This is a genomic window from Streptomyces sp. NPDC048507 (assembly GCF_043199995.1).
In the GTDB taxonomy this organism is placed as follows: domain Bacteria; phylum Actinomycetota; class Actinomycetes; order Streptomycetales; family Streptomycetaceae; genus Streptomyces.
Window position 1 is genome coordinate 1 of record NZ_JBICWZ010000036.1, and the last position, 17118, is coordinate 17118.

Annotated in this window: 15 protein-coding genes; 7 read left to right on the top strand and 8 right to left on the bottom strand. The window is 73.3% G+C overall.

Going from position 1 to position 17118, the window contains the following annotated elements; translation table 11 throughout:
* From ACGFXC_RS37270 to ACGFXC_RS37290, 5 genes are all read left to right on the top strand, one after another.
* Positions 1-387 (top strand): phosphoadenosine phosphosulfate reductase family protein (locus ACGFXC_RS37270; protein WP_393719385.1); only part of this gene is annotated, 387 nt, incomplete at its 5' end.
* A 2-nt stretch (positions 388-389) separates the two neighbouring features.
* Entirely contained in the window at positions 390-1670 is a 1281-nt protein-coding gene (locus tag ACGFXC_RS37275; RefSeq protein WP_393719386.1) for a sulfate adenylyltransferase subunit 1, read from the top strand.
* Positions 1658-2803 (top strand): aliphatic sulfonate ABC transporter substrate-binding protein, encoded by a 1146-nt coding sequence (locus tag ACGFXC_RS37280; protein WP_393719387.1) that lies wholly within the window; start codon positions 1658-1660, stop codon positions 2801-2803. Before ACGFXC_RS37275 ends, ACGFXC_RS37280 begins: the two co-directional genes overlap by 13 nt.
* 6 nt (positions 2804-2809) lie before the next feature.
* The gene (locus tag ACGFXC_RS37285; protein ID WP_393719388.1) at positions 2810-3595 is read left to right on the top strand and encodes an ABC transporter ATP-binding protein; all 786 of its coding nucleotides are present in this window, start codon (positions 2810-2812) and stop codon (positions 3593-3595) included.
* Positions 3582-4463: an ABC transporter permease gene (locus ACGFXC_RS37290; protein ID WP_393719389.1), complete on the top strand. Its 882-nt coding sequence runs from the start codon at positions 3582-3584 to the stop codon at positions 4461-4463. Before ACGFXC_RS37285 ends, ACGFXC_RS37290 begins: the two co-directional genes overlap by 14 nt.
* Positions 4464-4471: 8 nt before the next feature.
* Here ACGFXC_RS37290 and ACGFXC_RS37295 read toward each other — a convergent pair whose 3' ends face one another.
* The 3 genes from ACGFXC_RS37295 to ACGFXC_RS37305 form a co-directional block, all read right to left on the bottom strand.
* Positions 4472-5206 carry a sirohydrochlorin chelatase gene (locus tag ACGFXC_RS37295; RefSeq protein WP_393719390.1) on the bottom strand — a complete coding sequence of 245 codons (735 nt, stop codon included), beginning with the start codon at positions 5204-5206 and terminating at the stop codon, positions 4472-4474.
* Between the two features lie 14 nt (positions 5207-5220).
* Positions 5221-6000 (bottom strand): BTAD domain-containing putative transcriptional regulator, encoded by a 780-nt coding sequence (locus ACGFXC_RS37300; protein WP_393719391.1) that lies wholly within the window; start codon positions 5998-6000, stop codon positions 5221-5223.
* Positions 6001-6332: 332 nt separating this feature from the next.
* Positions 6333-7751, bottom strand: a complete 1419-nt coding sequence (locus ACGFXC_RS37305; protein WP_393719392.1) for an MFS transporter — start codon at positions 7749-7751, stop codon at positions 6333-6335.
* A gap of 158 nt (positions 7752-7909) precedes the next feature.
* On the opposite strand from ACGFXC_RS37305, the gene ACGFXC_RS37310 reads away from it, so the two are divergent.
* Positions 7910-8509 carry a TetR/AcrR family transcriptional regulator gene (locus tag ACGFXC_RS37310; protein WP_393719393.1) on the top strand — a complete coding sequence of 200 codons (600 nt, stop codon included), beginning with the start codon at positions 7910-7912 and terminating at the stop codon, positions 8507-8509.
* 76 nt (positions 8510-8585) lie between these two features.
* Here ACGFXC_RS37310 and ACGFXC_RS37315 read toward each other — a convergent pair whose 3' ends face one another.
* The 5 genes from ACGFXC_RS37315 to ACGFXC_RS37335 form a co-directional block, all read right to left on the bottom strand.
* Positions 8586-9047, bottom strand: coding sequence for a nuclear transport factor 2 family protein (locus tag ACGFXC_RS37315; RefSeq protein ID WP_393719394.1), 462 nt, complete (start codon positions 9045-9047; stop codon positions 8586-8588).
* A gap of 37 nt (positions 9048-9084) precedes the next feature.
* A complete protein-coding gene (locus tag ACGFXC_RS37320; RefSeq protein ID WP_393719395.1) occupies positions 9085-9882 on the bottom strand; it encodes a thioesterase II family protein in 798 nt (265 codons plus the stop codon).
* Positions 9883-9888: 6 nt separating this feature from the next.
* Positions 9889-11589: an AMP-binding protein gene (locus tag ACGFXC_RS37325; protein ID WP_393719396.1), complete on the bottom strand. Its 1701-nt coding sequence runs from the start codon at positions 11587-11589 to the stop codon at positions 9889-9891.
* An 80-nt stretch (positions 11590-11669) separates the two neighbouring features.
* The gene (locus ACGFXC_RS37330) at positions 11670-15701 is read right to left on the bottom strand and encodes a type I polyketide synthase (protein WP_393719397.1); all 4032 of its coding nucleotides are present in this window, start codon (positions 15699-15701) and stop codon (positions 11670-11672) included.
* 70 nt (positions 15702-15771) lie between these two features.
* A complete protein-coding gene (locus tag ACGFXC_RS37335) occupies positions 15772-16005 on the bottom strand; it encodes an acyl carrier protein (protein WP_351830865.1) in 234 nt (77 codons plus the stop codon).
* A 206-nt stretch (positions 16006-16211) separates the two neighbouring features.
* Between ACGFXC_RS37335 and ACGFXC_RS37340 the strand changes: the two genes are divergently transcribed.
* The gene (locus ACGFXC_RS37340) at positions 16212-16952 is read left to right on the top strand and encodes a 2OG-Fe dioxygenase family protein (RefSeq protein ID WP_393719398.1); all 741 of its coding nucleotides are present in this window, start codon (positions 16212-16214) and stop codon (positions 16950-16952) included.
* The last annotated feature ends 166 nt before the right edge of the window (positions 16953-17118 follow it).

The window sequence follows — 17118 nt, forward strand, 5'->3', positions numbered from 1 at the left end:
CACGCCCCCGGCGAACACGTCCGCGTCTTCCCCCTCTCCAACTGGACCGAGCTGGACGTGTGGCAGTACATCGCCCGCGAGGCCATCGAACTCCCGCCGATCTACTTCGCCCACGAACGCGAGGTCTTCCAGCGCAATGGAATGTGGCTGACGGCCGGCGACTGGGGCGGCCCGGCGGCCCACGAACGGGCCGAGAAGCGGCAGGTCCGCTACCGCACCGTCGGGGACATGTCCTGCACCGGGGCGGTGGACTCCGAAGCCGCCACGCTGGACGCCGTCATCGCCGAGATCGCCGCCTCCCGGCTCACCGAGCGGGGCGCGACCCGGGCCGACGACAAGATGTCCGAGGCCGCGATGGAAGACCGCAAGCGCGAAGGGTACTTCTAGCCATGGGCGTCACCACGCTGCTGCGTTTCGCGACCGCCGGCTCCGTCGACGACGGCAAGTCCACCCTCGTCGGGCGGCTCCTGCACGACTCCAAGTCGGTCCTGACCGATCAGCTGGAAGCCGTCGAGGCCGTCTCCGCCCGGCGCGGCCAGGACACCCCCGACCTCGCCCTCCTCACCGACGGCCTGCGCGCCGAACGCGAACAGGGCATCACCATCGACGTGGCCTACCGCTACTTCGCCACCGCACGCCGCCGGTTCATCCTCGCCGACACTCCCGGCCACGTGCAGTACACCCGCAACATGGTCACCGGCGCCTCCACCGCCGACCTCGCCGTGGTCCTCGTCGACGCCCGCAACGGCGTCATCGAACAGACCCGCCGCCACGCCGCCGTCGCCGCCCTCCTGCGCGTCCCCCACGTCGTCCTCGCCGTCAACAAGATGGACCTCGTCGACTACCGGGAAGCGGTCTTCGCGAGGATCGCCGAGGAGTTCACCGCCTACGCCGGCGGCCTCGGGCTGCCCGGGATCACCGCGATCCCGATCTCCGCCCTGGCCGGGGACAACGTGGTCGAGCCCTCCGCGAACATGGACTGGTACGGCGGCCCCACCGTCCTCGAACACCTCGAATCCGTCCCCGTCAGCGAGGAACTCACCGCCGCCCACGCCCGCTTCCCCGTCCAGTACGTGATCCGCCCGCAGAGCGCCGAGCACCCCGACTACCGCGGCTACGCCGGCCAGATCGCCTCCGGCGTCCTGCGCGTCGGCGAAGCCGTCACCGTCCTGCCGTCCGGCCGCACCAGCGCGATCGAGGCCATCGACGCCCTGGGAACGCCCGTGGACACCGCCCGGGCCCCGCAGTCCGTGACGCTACGGCTCACGGACGACATCGACGTCTCCCGGGGCGATCTGATCGCCCCCACCGCCGTCGCCCCCGGCCTCACCCACGAGGTGCCGGCCACCGTCTGTCACGTCGCCGACCGGCCCCTGACCGTCGGCCAGCGCGTCCTGCTCAAGCACACCACCCGCACGGTCCAGGCGATCGTCAAGGAGATCCCCTCGCGGCTGACCCTGGACGACCTCTCCCAGCACCCGGAGCCCGGCCGGCTGGTCGCCAACGACATCGGCCGGGTCCTCGTACGGACCGCCGAACCCCTCGCCCTCGACGCCTACGCCGCCTCCCGCCGCACCGGCTCCTTCCTCCTCATCGACCCCGCCGACGGCACCACCCTCACCGCGGGCATGGCGGGCGAGGCCTTCACGGAGAACCCATGGACCGTCTAGCCGGACCCCCCGCCCCCGCCCGCGGACGCGGCCGCCCCGCCGCGGCCGCGCTGCTCCTGCTCCTCGCCGCCGCCCTCGGCGGCTGCGGCTACGGATCGCGGCCCGACCCGGCCGTGGCCGGAGCCGCCGCCCCGGCCGGAGCGGCGGCCGCCCGGCTCTCGGCGGACTCCGTGACCCTCGGCTACTTCCCCAACCTCACCCACGCCACCGCCCTGGTCGGCGTACGGGAAGGGCTGATCCAGCGGGAACTGGGCGGCACCACCCTGAAGACCGCCACCTTCAACGCCGGTCCGGCCGAGATCGAGGCCCTGGCCGCGGGCTCCGTCGACATCGGCTTCATCGGGCCCTCGCCCGCGGTCAACGGCTACGTGAAGTCCAAGGGGCGCAGCCTGCGGATCGTCTCCGGTTCGGCCTCGGGCGGCGTCAAGCTCGTCGTGAACCCGGACAGGATCAAGACGCTGGACGACGTCCGGGGCAAGCGGATCGCCACCCCGCAGCTCGGCAACACCCAGGACGTGGCCCTCCTCGACTGGGCGGCCGCCCGCGGCTGGAAGATCGACGCGGCCAGCGGGAAGGGCGACGTGTCCGTCGTCCGCACCAACAACACCATCACCCCCGACGCCTACCGCTCCGGGGCCGTCGACGGTGCCTGGGTGCCCGAACCGACGGCCTCCAAGCTGGTCGCCGAGGGCGCCACCGTCCTCCTCGACGAGAGCGACCTGTGGCCCGGCGGGAAGTTCGTGATCACGAACGTCGTCGTGTCGCAGAAGTTCCTCAAGGAGCACCCGGACGTGGTCGAGGCCGTGCTCAGGGGCACGGTGAAGACCAACGACTGGATCAACGCCCACCGGGACGGAGCCAAGGCCTCGGCCAACGCCGCCCTGAAGACCCTCACCGGCAAGGAACTGGAGCCCGAGGTCATCGACCGCGCCTGGCCGTCCATCCTCGTCACCGACGACCCCCTGGCCGACACCCTCGGCGCCCAGGCCCAGCACGCCGCCCGGGCCGGCCTCCTGGAACGCCCCGACCTGACCGGCATCTACGACCTCGGGCCCATCGACAAGGTCCTCGGCTCCCTGCACAAGCCCCCCGTCACCCCGCCGGGCCCGGGCACCGACGACCAGAGGAGGTGACCCGCGATGGCGACCGTCCTGGTCGGCGCGGAGCCCACCACGGCCCTGGAGCGGGCCGTCCGCATCGCACACGTCTCGAAGTCCTTCCCCGGCCCCGCCGGGGACCAGCAGGTCCTGGACGACATCAGCCTCGACGTCGCCCCCGGCGAGTTCGTCACCCTCCTCGGCGCCTCCGGCTGCGGCAAGTCCACCCTGCTGAACCTGGTCGCGGGACTGGACGCGCCGACCGCCGGAAGCGTCACGACCGGCGGCCGCCCGGCCCTGATGTTCCAGGAGCACGCCCTGTTCCCGTGGCTGACCGCGGGCAAGAACATCGAACTCGCCCTGCGCCTGCGCGGCGTGCCCAAGACGGAGCGCAAGCCGGAGGCCGAACGGCTGCTGGAGCTGGTCCGGCTCGGCGGCGCGTACGGCAAGCGGGTCCACGAACTGTCCGGCGGCATGCGCCAGCGCGTCGCCCTGGCCCGCGCCCTCGCCCAGGACAGCCGCCTCCTGCTGATGGACGAGCCCTTCGCGGCCCTCGACGCCATCACCCGCGACGTCCTGCACGGCGAACTCACCCGCATCTGGGCGGAGACCGGCCTGTCGGTCCTCTTCGTCACCCACAACGTCCGCGAAGCCGTCCGCCTCGCCCAGCGCGTGGTCCTGCTCTCCTCCCGCCCCGGCCGCGTCGCCCGCGAATGGAGCGTGGACATCCCGCAGCCGCGCCGCATCGAGGACGCGGACGTCGCCGACCTGTCCCTGGAGATCACCGAACACCTGCGTGGGGAGATCCGCCGCCATGGCCAGCACTGACCTCCGGCCCCGGGAGGCGCGCGGCGCCTCCCACGAACTGGCCGGGCTCGACGCGCTCGACACCCACGACGGCGCCCGCACCCCGCTGCGCCGGGTGCTGCTCGGCAAGGCCCTGCCGCCCGCCGTCGCCGTCGCCCTGGTGCTGACGGCGTGGCAGGTGCTCGTCTGGGCCCGCGTCACCGACGACTACATGCTCCCGCCGCTGTCCGCGGTGTGGCACAGCCTGACCGACCTGTGGTTCAAGGGCACCCTCCTCGACGTGATCTGGACCAGCGTCTGGCGCGGCCTGTCCGGCTTCCTGCTGGCCCTGGCCATCGGCACCCCGCTCGGCCTGCTGGTGGCCCGCGTGAAGTTCGTCCGCGCCGCGATCGGCCCCGTCCTCCAGGGCCTGCAGTCCCTGCCGTCCGTGGCCTGGGTGCCCCCGGCGGTGCTCTGGCTGGGCCTGGACAACTCGATGATGTACGCGGTCATCCTGCTCGGCGCCACCCCCTCCATCGCGGGCGGCCTCGTCTCCGGCATCGACCAGGTCCCGCCGCTGTTCCTGCGGGCCGGCCGGTCCCTGGGCGCCACCGGACTGCGCGGCGCCCGGCACGTGGTCATGCCCGCCGCCCTCCCCGGCTACCTGGCCGGCCTCAAGCAGGGCTGGGCCTTCTCCTGGCGCTCCCTGATGGCCGCCGAGATCATCGCCAGCTCCCCCGACCTGGGCCTGGGCCTGGGCCAGTTGCTGGAATCGGGGCGCGAGACCTCGGACATGGCACGGATCTTCCTGGCCATCCTGCTGATCCTGCTGGTGGGCGTCGCCGTCGACCTCTTGGTCTTCGGCCCGCTGGAGCGGCGGATGCTGCGCCGCCGCGGCCTGCGCCCGTGAGCCGTGCGTCAGCCCGTCGGCACCGGGACGCGGGCGGCCCGGTCGTAGCGGCGCAGGACGAGCCGGACCAGCTCCGGCGCGGCGCCGAGGACGGGGGCCAGGACGTCCGCCCCGGCCGCGCGGGCGCCCGCCGCGATCCGGTCGGGGAGCCTGCCCGGTGCCAGGACGTACGGGGCGACCGCCACCCGGCGGGCCCCCTCGGCGCGCAGCGCGCGTACGACGTCCTCGGTACGGGGGCCCGCGGAGGCGGCGGCGGGCCGTACGGCGTACCAGCCGGCGGTGCGCTGCCAGTGCCGGGCGAGGGCGGCGAGGCCCTCGGCCGCCTCCGGGTCGCCGCTGCCGGCGGCCGCGAGGACCACCGCGGTGGAGGCGCGCTCTCCCCGGACGAGCCCGGCCCCGTACAGCCGGCGTTCGAGCGCCGCAGTGAGCAGCGGGTCGGGTCCGAGGACGGGGGCCCGGAGCACGGTGAGGCCGGGCGGTGCCTGGCGCAGGACGCCGGGCAGGTCCGTCTTCGCGTGGAAGGCGCGGGTCAGCAGCAGGGGCTGGACCACCACGGCGCGGATCCCGTCGCGGGCGGTGCGCGCCAGTTCCTCCGGGACGCCGGGGGCGTCGAAGCCGAGGAAGGCCGTCGCCACGCGCAGTGCGGGCCTCGTCGCCCGGATCCTGCGGGCGAGTGCGCGGACCGTCCGCGCGTGCCGCGGATCGCGGCTGCCGTGCGCGACCAGGAGCAGTGAGCCGGTCATCGGGGGCGCTTCCGCTAGCCCGCGACGAGGGCCGGAACCGGCCAGTAGGGCTCGTTCTGCAGCAGCATCGGGTCGTGGGTCAAGATGGCCCGCTCGTACTGGCTCAGTACGGGGGAGGGCTCGATGCCCTGCGACTCGATCATGTTGTGGCGGCACTGGCGGTAGACCGTCAGGGCGTCGAGCTGGCGGCCGCAGCGGTACAGCGCCCGCATGAGCAGCATGCAGAACTGTTCGTGGTTGGGGTTCCGCGAGTACAGCTCGGTCAGCTCCGGCAGGATGCGCTCGTGGCCACCGGTGCGCAGTTCCAGATCGTAAAGCAGAATGAGCGCGGAATTCCGCGCCTCCATGTACCGGGTGGACGCGGTCTGGCAGATCGGTCCGCCGGCCAGCCCGCCGAATACCGGGCCCCGCCAGCGGGAAAGTCCGGCGCGCAGGTCGGCGATGTTCTGGCGGTGTTCCGAGAGGGTGTCGGTGCCCGTTCTCGCGTGGATCGAGTCCACGGTGTCGAGGAACAGGTAGGCGTCGAGTTCCCACCGGTCGAAGAGGAACATGTAACCGGAGGTGCTCGTGACGACCCGCGAGCCCTCCCGGTCCGGCTCGACGGCTGCCAGGGTTCTGCGCACCCGGCTGACCTGCGCCTGGAGGGCGTTCTCGACTTTGTTGGGGGGTGTGGTCCCCCATAATTCGAGGATGAGGGAGTCGACCGTGACGAGCGATCCGCCGGCCGCGAGCAGGGTCGCCAGGAGCGTCTGCTGCATGGCGCCGCCGAGTCGTACGGCGACGCGCTGTTTCATTATTTCCATGGAGCCTAGGACTGAGAACAGCAACACAAACATCTCCCCGCGAGATGGAAAGAGAACGGTGTCGTGTGCACTGGCGCCGGGTGATCGATTCGGTGCCGGAAGCGGTACTCAAGTGGTACTGAATTCCTAGTGGACCGATCGGTCCCGACCGTACTTGGTCAGGTAGGAGCATGTCAATGAAGCCGCCCCCGCCCGGCTCCGGACATGACGAGGCCGTGCAACACGTCCGGCGCCGGATGCGGGGGATCCAATGGGTGCGCCAGAGGTGTTGCACGGCCGATCGTGGGGGAGGGCGCGGCCGCCACTGCGGCCGCGCCCTCCGGTCAGGCCGTGGCCTTCTGGCGGTGGCGGGCGGCGCCCGCCAGGGCCACGAGGGTGACGGCGAGGGTGATGACCGTGACGGTCCACAGCCCGGCCCGGTAGGGGGCGATCCCGCCGGTGGAGAGCGAGAAGACGGTGGCGGTGATCGCGATGACCACGCCGTTGCCGATCTGCGCGCCGGCGTTGAACAGGCCGGACACCAGGCCCTGTTCGCTGGGCTCGGCGCTGCCGACGGCGGCGATGTTCAGGGCCGGGTAGACCGCGGCGAAGCCGAGGCCGCCGAGGAGCTGCTGGGCGAAGAGGGTGACCAGCGGGTCGACGTCGCCCATCAGCAGGACCCAGCCGAGGTAGCCGATGCTCAGCAGCACCAGGCCGCCGGTCGCGACCGGCCAGGGGCCGTACTTGGTGACCAGCGCGGCGCCGTAGCGGGCGGTGCCCGCCGTCAGCACGCCGCCGAGGAGGAAGGCGAGGCCGGCCTCCAGCGGGGACCAGCCCAGCTGCTCCTGGTAGTAGAGGGTCAGCACGAACTGGAAGGAGACGTAGGCGCCGAAGAAGAGCATCGAGACCAGGGCGCGGGTCAGCTGGCCCTTGCGGAAGACGGAGAGCGGGACGAGCGGCGCCGGGTGGCGGCTCTCGACCAGCGCGAACAGCGGGAAGAGGATGACGGCGGCGACGAGCGAACCGATGGTCTGCGCGTCGGACCAGCCGTCACTGGCGGCCCGGCTGAGTCCGTAGACGAGCGCCACCGCGCCGGCCGTCACGGTGACGGCTCCGAGGACGTCGAGGCTGCCGCTCTTGCCCTTCTCCTGCTGCGCGGGCACCACGGATGCGGCGAGCAGTGCGACGAGGGCACCGGCCACGGCGGGGGCGAAGAGCACCAGGCGCCAGGAGATGCCCGCCATCAGGCCGCCGAGGATCAGACCGAGGGAGTAACCGGCCGAGGCCACGGCCAGGAAGGTGCCGAGCGCGCGGTTGCGGGACTGCTCGTCACGGAAGGCGTCGAGCAGGATCGCCATCGCCGCGGGCGCGGTGATGCCCGCGCTGACGCCCTTGAGGAGACGGGCCACGACCAGGAGCACGCCGTCGTCGGCGAAACCGCCCAGGACGCTGGCGACCACGAAGACGGCCAGCCAGCCGATCAGCAGCTTCTTGCGGTTGTACAGGTCGGCCAGCCGGCCGCCCAGCAGCAGGAACCCGCCGAATCCGAGCGCGTAGGCCGAGACGACCCACTGGAGGGAGGAGGTCGACATCCCCAGGTCCGCCTGGACCAGGGGGAGGGCCGGGCCCATGCTCGCGATGTCCATCGCGTCGAGGAACTGCACCGCGCACACGACCAGGAGCAGCAGCGGAAGGCTCTTGACCACGGGTGCGGGAGGTACCGCCCGTGCGAGGGGAGGGGAGGTCGGGGATGCCTCGGTCATGATCAGACTCCGATCGGAGTGTCGTCGGAAGCAGCGAGACGCAGCAGGTAAATGACGGACCGATCAGTCCTGGACTGATCGGTCCATTTCTAGCGCTCACAAACCCCTGTGTCAAACGTATGCTGGGATCCGCGGGGGAGAGGGGAAGGAGTTCAGACATGGCGCGTACACCGGCACCAGGTACGAGGCGGCGGATTCTGGAGGCCTCGGCCAAACTCTTCGGTGAGCAGGGGGTCCGGGCCGTCGGCATGCAGCAGGTGATCGACGCGACCGGCGTGGGCAAGAGCCTGCTCTACCGCGAGTTCGCCAGCAAGGACGAGCTCATCGCCGCCTGGCTCCGCGAGAGCGACGCCCAGTGGTGGGAGCGGGCCGAGGAGGTCACGTCGCCCCACAGCGGCGACCCGGTCCGCCAGATCATGGCGCTCATGGAGTTCTTCCACGCCAGCGTCCAGGAACCCGACTTCCACGGCTGCATCTACTACAACACCTCCAGCGAGTTCCGCGACCCGCAGCACCCGGGCCGCCAGGAGGCGACGCTGCACCTCAAGGGCCTGCGCAACTGGCTCCGGGACATGGGCTCCCAGGCCGGCGCCGAGGACCCCGACGCCCTGGCCGACACGCTGATGCTCGTCATCGGCGGCCTGCTGGCCAACGGCGAGGTGCTCGGCACGGACGGCCCCGCCCGCATGGCCCTGGCCACCGCCGAACTGGTCCTGCGCCAGTACTGCCCGAACGCGCTGGCGGGCGCCGCGCTCTGACCCGCGTCCCCGGACGCGACCGGCCCCGCGGCAGCTCTGTGCCGCGGGGCCGGTGCGTGCGCGCCGCGGGTCCCCGTCAGGGGCCGGAGACACCGGTGCGCCGGGGCCGCGCCGCGCGTACCGCCACGCCGTGCTCCTCGTACCCGTCGTCGTAGACGAACGACGAGGGCATGCGGTCGTGGAACTGGTAGTCGGCCTGAATTCGCCCGTCCTCGGCGAGCACGACGATGTCCTGGCCGGACATCTCCATCTCGCCCGTGGCCGCCGAGACCATCACCCAGTTGAACCGGACGACGTCGTGGTGGCCGGTCGCGTTGTTCGCGGACCGGAACTCGTAGCCCATCGGCCCGTACACCTGGTGCGTGTACGCCAGTTGGTCCAGGAGCGCCGCGTGCCCGCGGACCGGGTCCTTGCGGTAGAAGACGTACGTGCAGTCCGGCGCGTACAGCGCGTGCACCATCTCGCGCCGTCGCCGCGCGTCGGTCTCGTTCCACAACGCGACGTAGCGCGTGAGGAGTTCGTTCGGTCGGGGCAGCATGACGGTGAACCTCCGGTTCTGCGGGGACGCCGCCCGCTCAGCGCGCCGCGGCGTACCGCGGCAGCAGCTGGGCCAGGTCGGCGGTGATGGCGCGGGCGTGGGACCGCAGGTAGAAGTGGTCCCCGGGGAAGGTCCGGCACCCCAGGAACTCCGGCGTCCGCCCGGCCCACGACCGCATGGCCTCGGGCGCGAGGAGGGGATCCTCGCGCCCGGAGTACGCGACGACGGGACAGCCCACGGCCGCCCCGTCGTCCAGGTGGTCGGCGCACACCGCGCCGTCCGCGCCCATCGCCCGCACCGCCGCCGCCAGCAGCTCCGGGTCCGCCGCCACCTCGGGCGGCAGCCCGCCCAGCAGCCGCAGCGCCTCCAGGGGGTCCGCGGACAGCGCGGTGGGCGCCGAGAAGCCCCGCGGCGCCCACCCCGACACGGCGAGCAGCGCCGGCCCGGGCAGGCCCCGCCGCTCCAGCTCCACCGTCAGCCGGTAGCCCAGCAGGGCCCCCATCGAGTGCCCGAACACCGCGTAGGCGCGCCCGTCCAGCTCGTCCGAGACCACCCGCGCGAGCGCCTGCGCCAGCGGGACCAGCCGGGTGTACGGGGCCTCGCGCCGCCGCTCCTGGCGCCCGGGCAGCTGCACGGCCTGGACGGCCACCGAGGCGGGCAGCCGCCCCGGCCACTCCCGGTACATCGAGGCGCCGCCCCCGCTGTGGTGCAGCAGGAACAGCCGCATCCCGGCGTCCGGTTCGGCGTCGGCCGGATGCAGCCACCGCGCGGCGCCCTGCACCTCGGGCAGCGGGCCCGGGGGGCGCGGCGCCGCCGGGGCGTCCCTCGCCTCCACGGCGGGCTATGCGGCGGCGGGGGAGGCGGCCGGGGCGGCGGGGGCGGCGCTCGGGGCGGCCCCGGCCGGGTGGCGTTCGCGCAGCACCCGGCGCAGCACCTTCCCGGTGGGATTGCGCGGCAGCGCCGTCACGATGTCGTACCCGGTGGGGATCTTGAACCCGGCGAGGCGGCCGTTCAGGAACCTCAGGAAGTCCCTCGGGACGGCCTCGGCGCCCGCCCGCAGCACCACCGCGGCCCGTACGGCCTCGCCCCAGTCGGGATGCGGGACCCCGTACACGCAGACCTCGGCGACGGCGGGGTGGGCGCGCAGCGCGTTCTCCACCTCCGTGGGGTAGATGTTCTGGCCCGCGACGATGATCGTGTCGCCCACGCGGTCCGCGAGGAAGAGGTAGCCGTCGGCGTCCAGATGGCCCATGTCGCCCATGGCCAGCCACTGGCCGCCGGGGCCGTCCGCGCCGCCGGAGCCGTCCGTGCCGCCGGAGCCGTCCGTGCCGCCGGGGCCGTCCGTGCCGGCCGGGCCGTCGGACAGGGCCGCCGCCGTGGCCTCCGGCAGCCGCCAGTACCCCAGGAAGCGGGCCGGGCTCTTGATGACGACCCGGCCCACCTCGCCCGCCGGCAGCGCCCGCCCCTCCCCGTCGAGGATCCGCACCTCGTTGCCGGGCAGCGCCCGGCCCGCGGAGGCGAGCACCCGGGAGTCCGGAGTGTGGTCCGAGGGCGCCAGGCAGGTGACGAAACTGCCCGCCTCGGCCGACGAATAGCCCTGGGCCAGCTCGCAGCCCAGTACGTCGATGCAGGTCAGCAGCAGCTCACGGTCGATGGGGGAGCCGCTGTACACCACCTTGCGCAGCGAGGCGAAGGTCTCGCGGCCGGTGCCCTTCTCGGTCAGCATCATCCGCAGCATCGCGGGCGCGGCCCACAGGGTCGTGATCCCGTGCCGCTCGATCAGCCGCGTCGCCTCGTCCGCGATGAACTGACGCATGATCACCGTGGTGGCGCCGGCGTTGAAGGAGTGCATGAACCAGCCGAACCCGGAGGTGTGCAGGGCCGGGAAGCAGCTCAGCCCCCGGTCCTGCGGGCGCCAGTCGATCCAGTCCACCCCGGCGGCCCGGCTGTCCGCGATGAAGGTGAAGAAGGTCCGCTGGGCCAGCACCACCCCCTTCGGCAGGCCGGTCGTCCCGCTCGTGTACAGCTGCGCCACCGGGTCGTCGAAGCCCACGGCCCCGGCGGTGGGCGGATCGGTGTCCGCCGCGTCGCCCTTCCAGCCGAGGAAACCGGCCGCCAGGTGCGCGTCCGAGTCCATTTCGACGACCCGGCCCAGACGCGGCAGGAGCGCCCGCAGCTTGTCCACCAGCGGGCGGAACGCCCGCTCCACGAAGAGGAGTTCGGCCTGCGAATCGCGCAGGACGTGCTCGACCTCGCCGACCGTGAGCCGTGAGTTGACGGGCACCAGCACCGCCCCCGCCTTGGCGCAGCCGAGCGCGAGGTCGAAGTAGTACTCCGACTCCCGGCCCAGGTAGCCCACCCGGGCCCCCGCGCCCAGGCCGGCCGCCAGCAGCGCGTGCGCCGTGCGGTTGCTCTCCCGGTGCAGCTGCCCGTAGGTCAGCGCGCGGTCCTCGCAGATCACCGCCGGCTGGTCGGGCCGGGTCCGGGCGTGCGACGCCGCGCGGGCGGCGAGGGTCCGGTCCTCCGTACGGTGGTTGTCCATGGGTTCCCCTGAGTCGTCTGTGCCGTGAGTGTCATCGGAGTCGTCCGGGCCGGCTGCGGGCCGCGGCCCGGGAAGGGTGTTCAGCGGGCCGCCCCCACCGGCTCCGGCGCGAGGCGGTGCGCGAGCATCTCGGCCAGTTCGTCCACCGAGGGGTGGTCGAACACCGCGGAGGAGACCAGCGGCACCCGCAGCCGCGTCTCCAGCTGCGTCTTGAGCACGATCGCCGTCAGCGAGTCCACGCCCAGCTCCAGGAAGCCCGCCCGGGTGTCCACGTACTCCGGGTCGTCGATCGCGAGCAGCGCCGCCACCGTGGCCCGCACCAGCGACACCAGGGCCGCCAGCCGCTGCGCGGGCTCCGCCGCCGCCAGCGCCGCCACGTCCAGCGGGCCGGCGGCCTGCGCCGCCTCCGCCGCCCGTACCGTGTCCGAGGCCTCCACCGGCCGGTCCGGCAGCCGGGTGAAGCCCATCCCGGACAGCTGCGCCACCGGCCGCGGCGCCCCCTCGGGCCCGTCCTCCAGCAGCACCAGGTCCAGCGTGAACGCCGGGCCGCCGGCCGCCCCGGAGGCGTCCGCGGCGTGCTCCACGCGCACCGCCGAGCGCAGCGCCCCGCCGCGCGGCTTCTTGAACACGCGCAGCCGGCCCACGCTCGTGGCCACGTACCGGCGGCCGTCGTCGGCGAGCGCGGCCAGGGCGTGCGTGGCCCCGTCCAGCAGCGGCGGCGGGAGCAGCTCGGCGCGCGAGAGGTCCCCGCCCGTCAGCTCCGTCACCGCGAAGCCGGGCCCGTACGCGGTCACCGCGCGGGCCCGCAGGAACTGCGGCCCGTACTCCAGACCGGCCTCGGCGTACGCGGCCCGCACCTGCCCGGCGTCCATCACCCGGGAGGGCCGGATCCCGGCCGAGGCGGCCAGCAGCCCCAGCAGGGCCCGCCCCTCCCCGGCGGGGGCCCCGCCGTCCGCGGCGGGCTCCGCCGCGATCCACGCGGTGGCGTGCAGCCGTTCCGCTCCGTCGGCGGCCTGCTCGGCGGCGGCCCGGCTGGAGATCTCCACCGACAGCCCGCCGTCCGGCTCCGCCCGTACCCGGGTCACCAGCAGCACCGGCCGGTCCGTCAGGAACAGCGCCTCGTGGAAGCGGACGTCCTCGACCGCCCGGCCGGTGTCCCCGTGGACCTCGTCCTGCACCGCGAGCAGTACCTCCAGGTAGGCCGTCGCGGGCAGGAAGGCCTGCCCGCCGATCGTGTGGTCGGCCAGGTACGCGGGCGCCCCCGCGCTGATGCGCGCCGTGAACTCCCGCCGCCCGCCGGCCGCCGCGCCCTCCCGGCCCAGCAGCGGGTGCAGCCCCTCGGCGGAGCCGCCGCGCGCCGCCGGCCGGGCCGGGAGCCGGTAGCCGCGCCGGTCGAAGGCGTAGGGCGGCAGCGGGATCCGCCGCCCCGGCCCGCCCGCGTGGACCTCGCCCCAGGCGATGTTCAGCCCCGCCGCGTACGCCCCGGCGAGCGCGGCGTCCAGGGGGGCGGCCGTCGGGTCCTTGCGGCGCAGGCAGCTCAGCCAGCGGTGCTGCTCCTGCGGTACGCAGCCGCGGGCCAGCGACGTCAGCGCGGTGGAGGGGCCCACCTCCAGGAACACGTGGCGGCCGCGCTCGGCGATCGTGCGGACCCCGGCCGCGAACTCGACCGTCTCGCTCACGTGCCGCACCCAGTACTCGGGCGTCGCCAGCTCCCGCGGGTCCGCGATCCGCCCCGTCAGGTTCGACACCAGCGGCAGCCGCGGCTCCCCGAAGGAGATCCCCCGCAGCACCCGGGCCAGCGGCTCGGCCACCCCGGCCATCAGCGGCGAGTGGAACGCCGCCGTCACGTGCAGCGGGGTCACCGTCCACCCGCGCCCGCGCAGTTCCCCGGCCGCCTGCGCGAGGGAGTCCTCCCCGCCCGAGAGGACGCACTGCCCGGGCGCGTTGACGGCGGCCAGCGCCAGGTCCGGCCACCGCTCCAGCAGCGGCCGCACCTCGTCGGCGGGCGCCGCGACGGCCGCCATCGAGCCGGGCAGCGACACCGACTCGATCAGGCGCGAGCGGGCGGCGAGGAAGGCCGCCCCGTCGGCGAGGGAGAACAGCCCGGCGACGGTGGCCGCGACGATCTCGCCGACGCTGTGCCCGATCAGCACGCTCGGCCGGATCCCCCACGACAGCCACAGCCGGGCCAGCGCGTACTCCAGGGTGAACAGCGCCGCGTGCGTGAACGCCGTACGGGCCAGGGTCTCCTCGGCGTCCGGCGCCTCCCCGAACATCACCGCCGTCACCGACCGGCCCAGCAGCGGCGCGAAGAGCGCGTCGCACTCGTCCACGCAGCGCGTGAAGACGGGGTGGCGCCCGTACAGGGCCCGGCCCATGCCCACGTACTGCGAACCGGACCCGGTGAACAGGAACGCCACCTTGCGGAAGGCGTCCGGCTTGTCCTCCCCGCGCGGCGGGGCGCTCCACCGCTCCAGCCGGCCGGCCAGTTCGGCGGTGGAGGCCACGGCCGCGGCGGCGCGGAAGCGGAAGTGCGAGCGGTCCGTGGCGCGGGTGCGGCACAGGTCGGCGAGGGAGGTGGCGGGGTGCTCGGCGAGGAAGCGGGCGTACCGCTCGGCCTGCAGGCGCAGCGCCGGCCGGGACTTCGCGGACAGCGTGAACACCTGCCCCCCGTACGCCTGCGCCCTCCCGGCATCGGCATCGGCATCGGAGGCCCCGGCACCGGCCTCCGCGCCGTCGCCGAGGGCCTCCGCGCCCGTCCCCGGAGCGGGCGGCTCCTCCAGCACCGCCACCGCGATGGCCCCGGCGACCCCGAAGCCGTTGACGGTGGCCCGCCGCACCGGCGCGTCCCAGGGCTTCTCCCGCTCCGCCACCTCGATCGGATACGTGTCCCACGGGATCCGCCCGGACAGGTTGCGCCACACGTGCGGGAAGAACGTCTTCGCCCGCATCTGGGTGATCACCTTGATCACCCCGCCCAGCCCGGCGGCCGGCTCCATGTGCCCGATGTTGGCCTTCAGCGAGCCGATGGTCAGCGGGTTCTCCCGGTCGTGCGAGGCCCCGAACACGCCGTTCACCGAGCCCAGCTCGATCGGATCGCCCAGCGGCGTCCCCGTCCCGTGCGCCTCCACGTACTGGATGTCGCCCGGCTCCAGGCGCGCGTTGGCCAGCGCCGCCCGCATCACGGCCTCCTGCGCCGTCCCGTTGGGCGCGCTCAGCCCCGCGCTCTCGCCGTCCTGCCCGATCGCGGTCCCCCGGACGAGGGCCAGGATCCGGTCACCGTCGACCAGCGCGTCCGACAGCCGCTTCAGCACCAGCGCCCCGCAGCCCTCGGCGCGCGCGTAACCGTCCGCGCTCTCGTCGAAGGTCTTGCAGTGCCCGTCCGGGGCCAGCATCTGCCCGTGCGAGAGGATCACGAACGAGCGCGGGTTGTGCAGCGCGTTCACCGCCGCGCACAGCGCGATGCCGCACTCGCGCCGCCGCAGGCCCTCCACCGCCAGGTGCAGGGCGGTCAGCGAAGCCGCGCACGCCGTGTCCGTCGTCAGGCTCGGACCGCGCCAGCCCAGGAAGTACGAGAGCCGCCCCGACATCGAGTAGCCGCCGAGCCCGGTCGTCAGGCTCCCGTCCAGCTGCTCGTCCGAGAGCCCCTCCAGCTCCAGCGCGAAGTCCAGGGGGGACGCCCCGACGTAGACGCCGCCGTCACCGTGGCGAAGACCGGCCGGATCGAGCCCGGCGTCCTCCAGGGCCTCCCACACCGTCTCCAGCAGCAGCCGCTGGCCCGGGTCGATGAAGGGGGCCTGCCGGGGCGGAATGTTGAAGAACTGCGCGTCGAACTCGTCAATGCGGTCGAGGAAGCCGCCCGCCACCGCCGTGATGTCATCGTCCGCCACCTCGGGAACCCACCGGTCCCGGGGCAGCGGAACAATTCCGGAGCGCCCGTCCCGCAGGAAGGAATCGAGATCGGAAATCGAATGGCTGCCACCGGGGAGCCGCATTCCGACACCGACCACGGCGATCGGCTCGTGCTTCTCCAGCAGGAATTGCCCGAGCGCCCGGTTCTGCCGGCCGACCGTCTCCTCGGCCGCTTCGAGCCTTTCCCGGATTTCCCTCACCGATTCGAATTCCCGCGTGTCCCGCGTGTCCCGCGCGTCCGGAGTTCCCGGCATGGTGGCGGCCTTTCTCTCAGTTGGCGTCGAAGATGTCGGCCAGTACGTCCGAGGCCAGATAGTCGGTGAGCCGCTCGACGGTGGGCTGGTTGAACAGGGCCGTGCTGCTGATGCCCCGCCCCAGCTGCTCCTCCAGCCGCTGCTTGACCTGCGTCAGCAGCAGGGACGTCATACCGAGCTCGAAGAAGCTGTCCTCCACGGGCAGCTCCTCGTCCTCGGGCATGAGCAGCGCCGTCTTGAATTCCGCCACGACGATTTCTTCCAGAACCGTCCGGCGTTCCGACCGGGGTGAGGACACTAATTGTTCTGTCATACCGGTCGAGTGAAGCACGCAGCCCGTGACGACCGGCTGACGTCGTCCTGACCCGGCCGGCCCGTCAGTTCAGCGTCAGTACGGCTGTGGGAACCTCGGCATGCAGGAGCGGAGCGGTCGAAGCCGGTGTGGAGGAGTTCACGATGCAGACCCAGGCACGGGAAGAACTGCGGACCAACGGATATGCGTTGCTGCCCGCCGACCGGCTCGTCCTCGACGCCGAATTGCGGCAGCACGTCAAGGAATTGGCCGCCGAGTGGGAGAACCTGGAGACGGACCAGTACCTGAAGGGCGGCTCGCGCTTCCGCGAGCGCCGCTACGACCGGTTCTTCTTCGTGCCGCGCACCGGCGAGGTCAGGCTGCGCCCGCACCGCCCCTACTTCCAGTCGATGAACGCCAACGACTACGCGGGCGGCATCGACCGCGACGTGGCCCCGCTCAGCCGCACCACCCTGGACAACCCGCTGCTGACCCGGCTCCTGCGGTCCGACTTCGAGAAGTTCCCGGTCCCCGAGGACGCCTGGCTCGACGACCCGTGGGACGTCCAGTGCCACCAGTTCCGGATCATCAGCACCCCCGACGAGACGGGCGAGCCCACTCCCGAGGGGCCGCACCGCGACGAGGTCGACTTCGGCGTGATCCACCTCATGGGCCGCTTCAACGCGCAGGGCGGCGAGTCCCAGGTCTACAGCCTGGAGAAGGAGCTCGTCGCCGAGTTCACCCTCACCGAGCGGATGGACACCATGTTCTGGGCCGACGGGCAGATCCTGCACGCGGTGCGCCCGATCTTCCCGCAGGACCCGTCGAAGGCGGCCGTCCGGGACGTGCTGATCATGGGCTACAAGCACACGCCGGAGCTGGTGCGGGAAGAGCCGGCCCACTGAGATGGAGACCACGCCCACCACCACGCCCGCACCCACCACCACGACCGAGGTCCGCCGCGTCGACCGCGTGGTCATCCGTTTCGCGGGTGATTCGGGTGACGGTATGCAGCTGACGGGTGACCGTTTCACGTCGGAGACGGCGTCTTTCGGGAACGATCTGTCGACG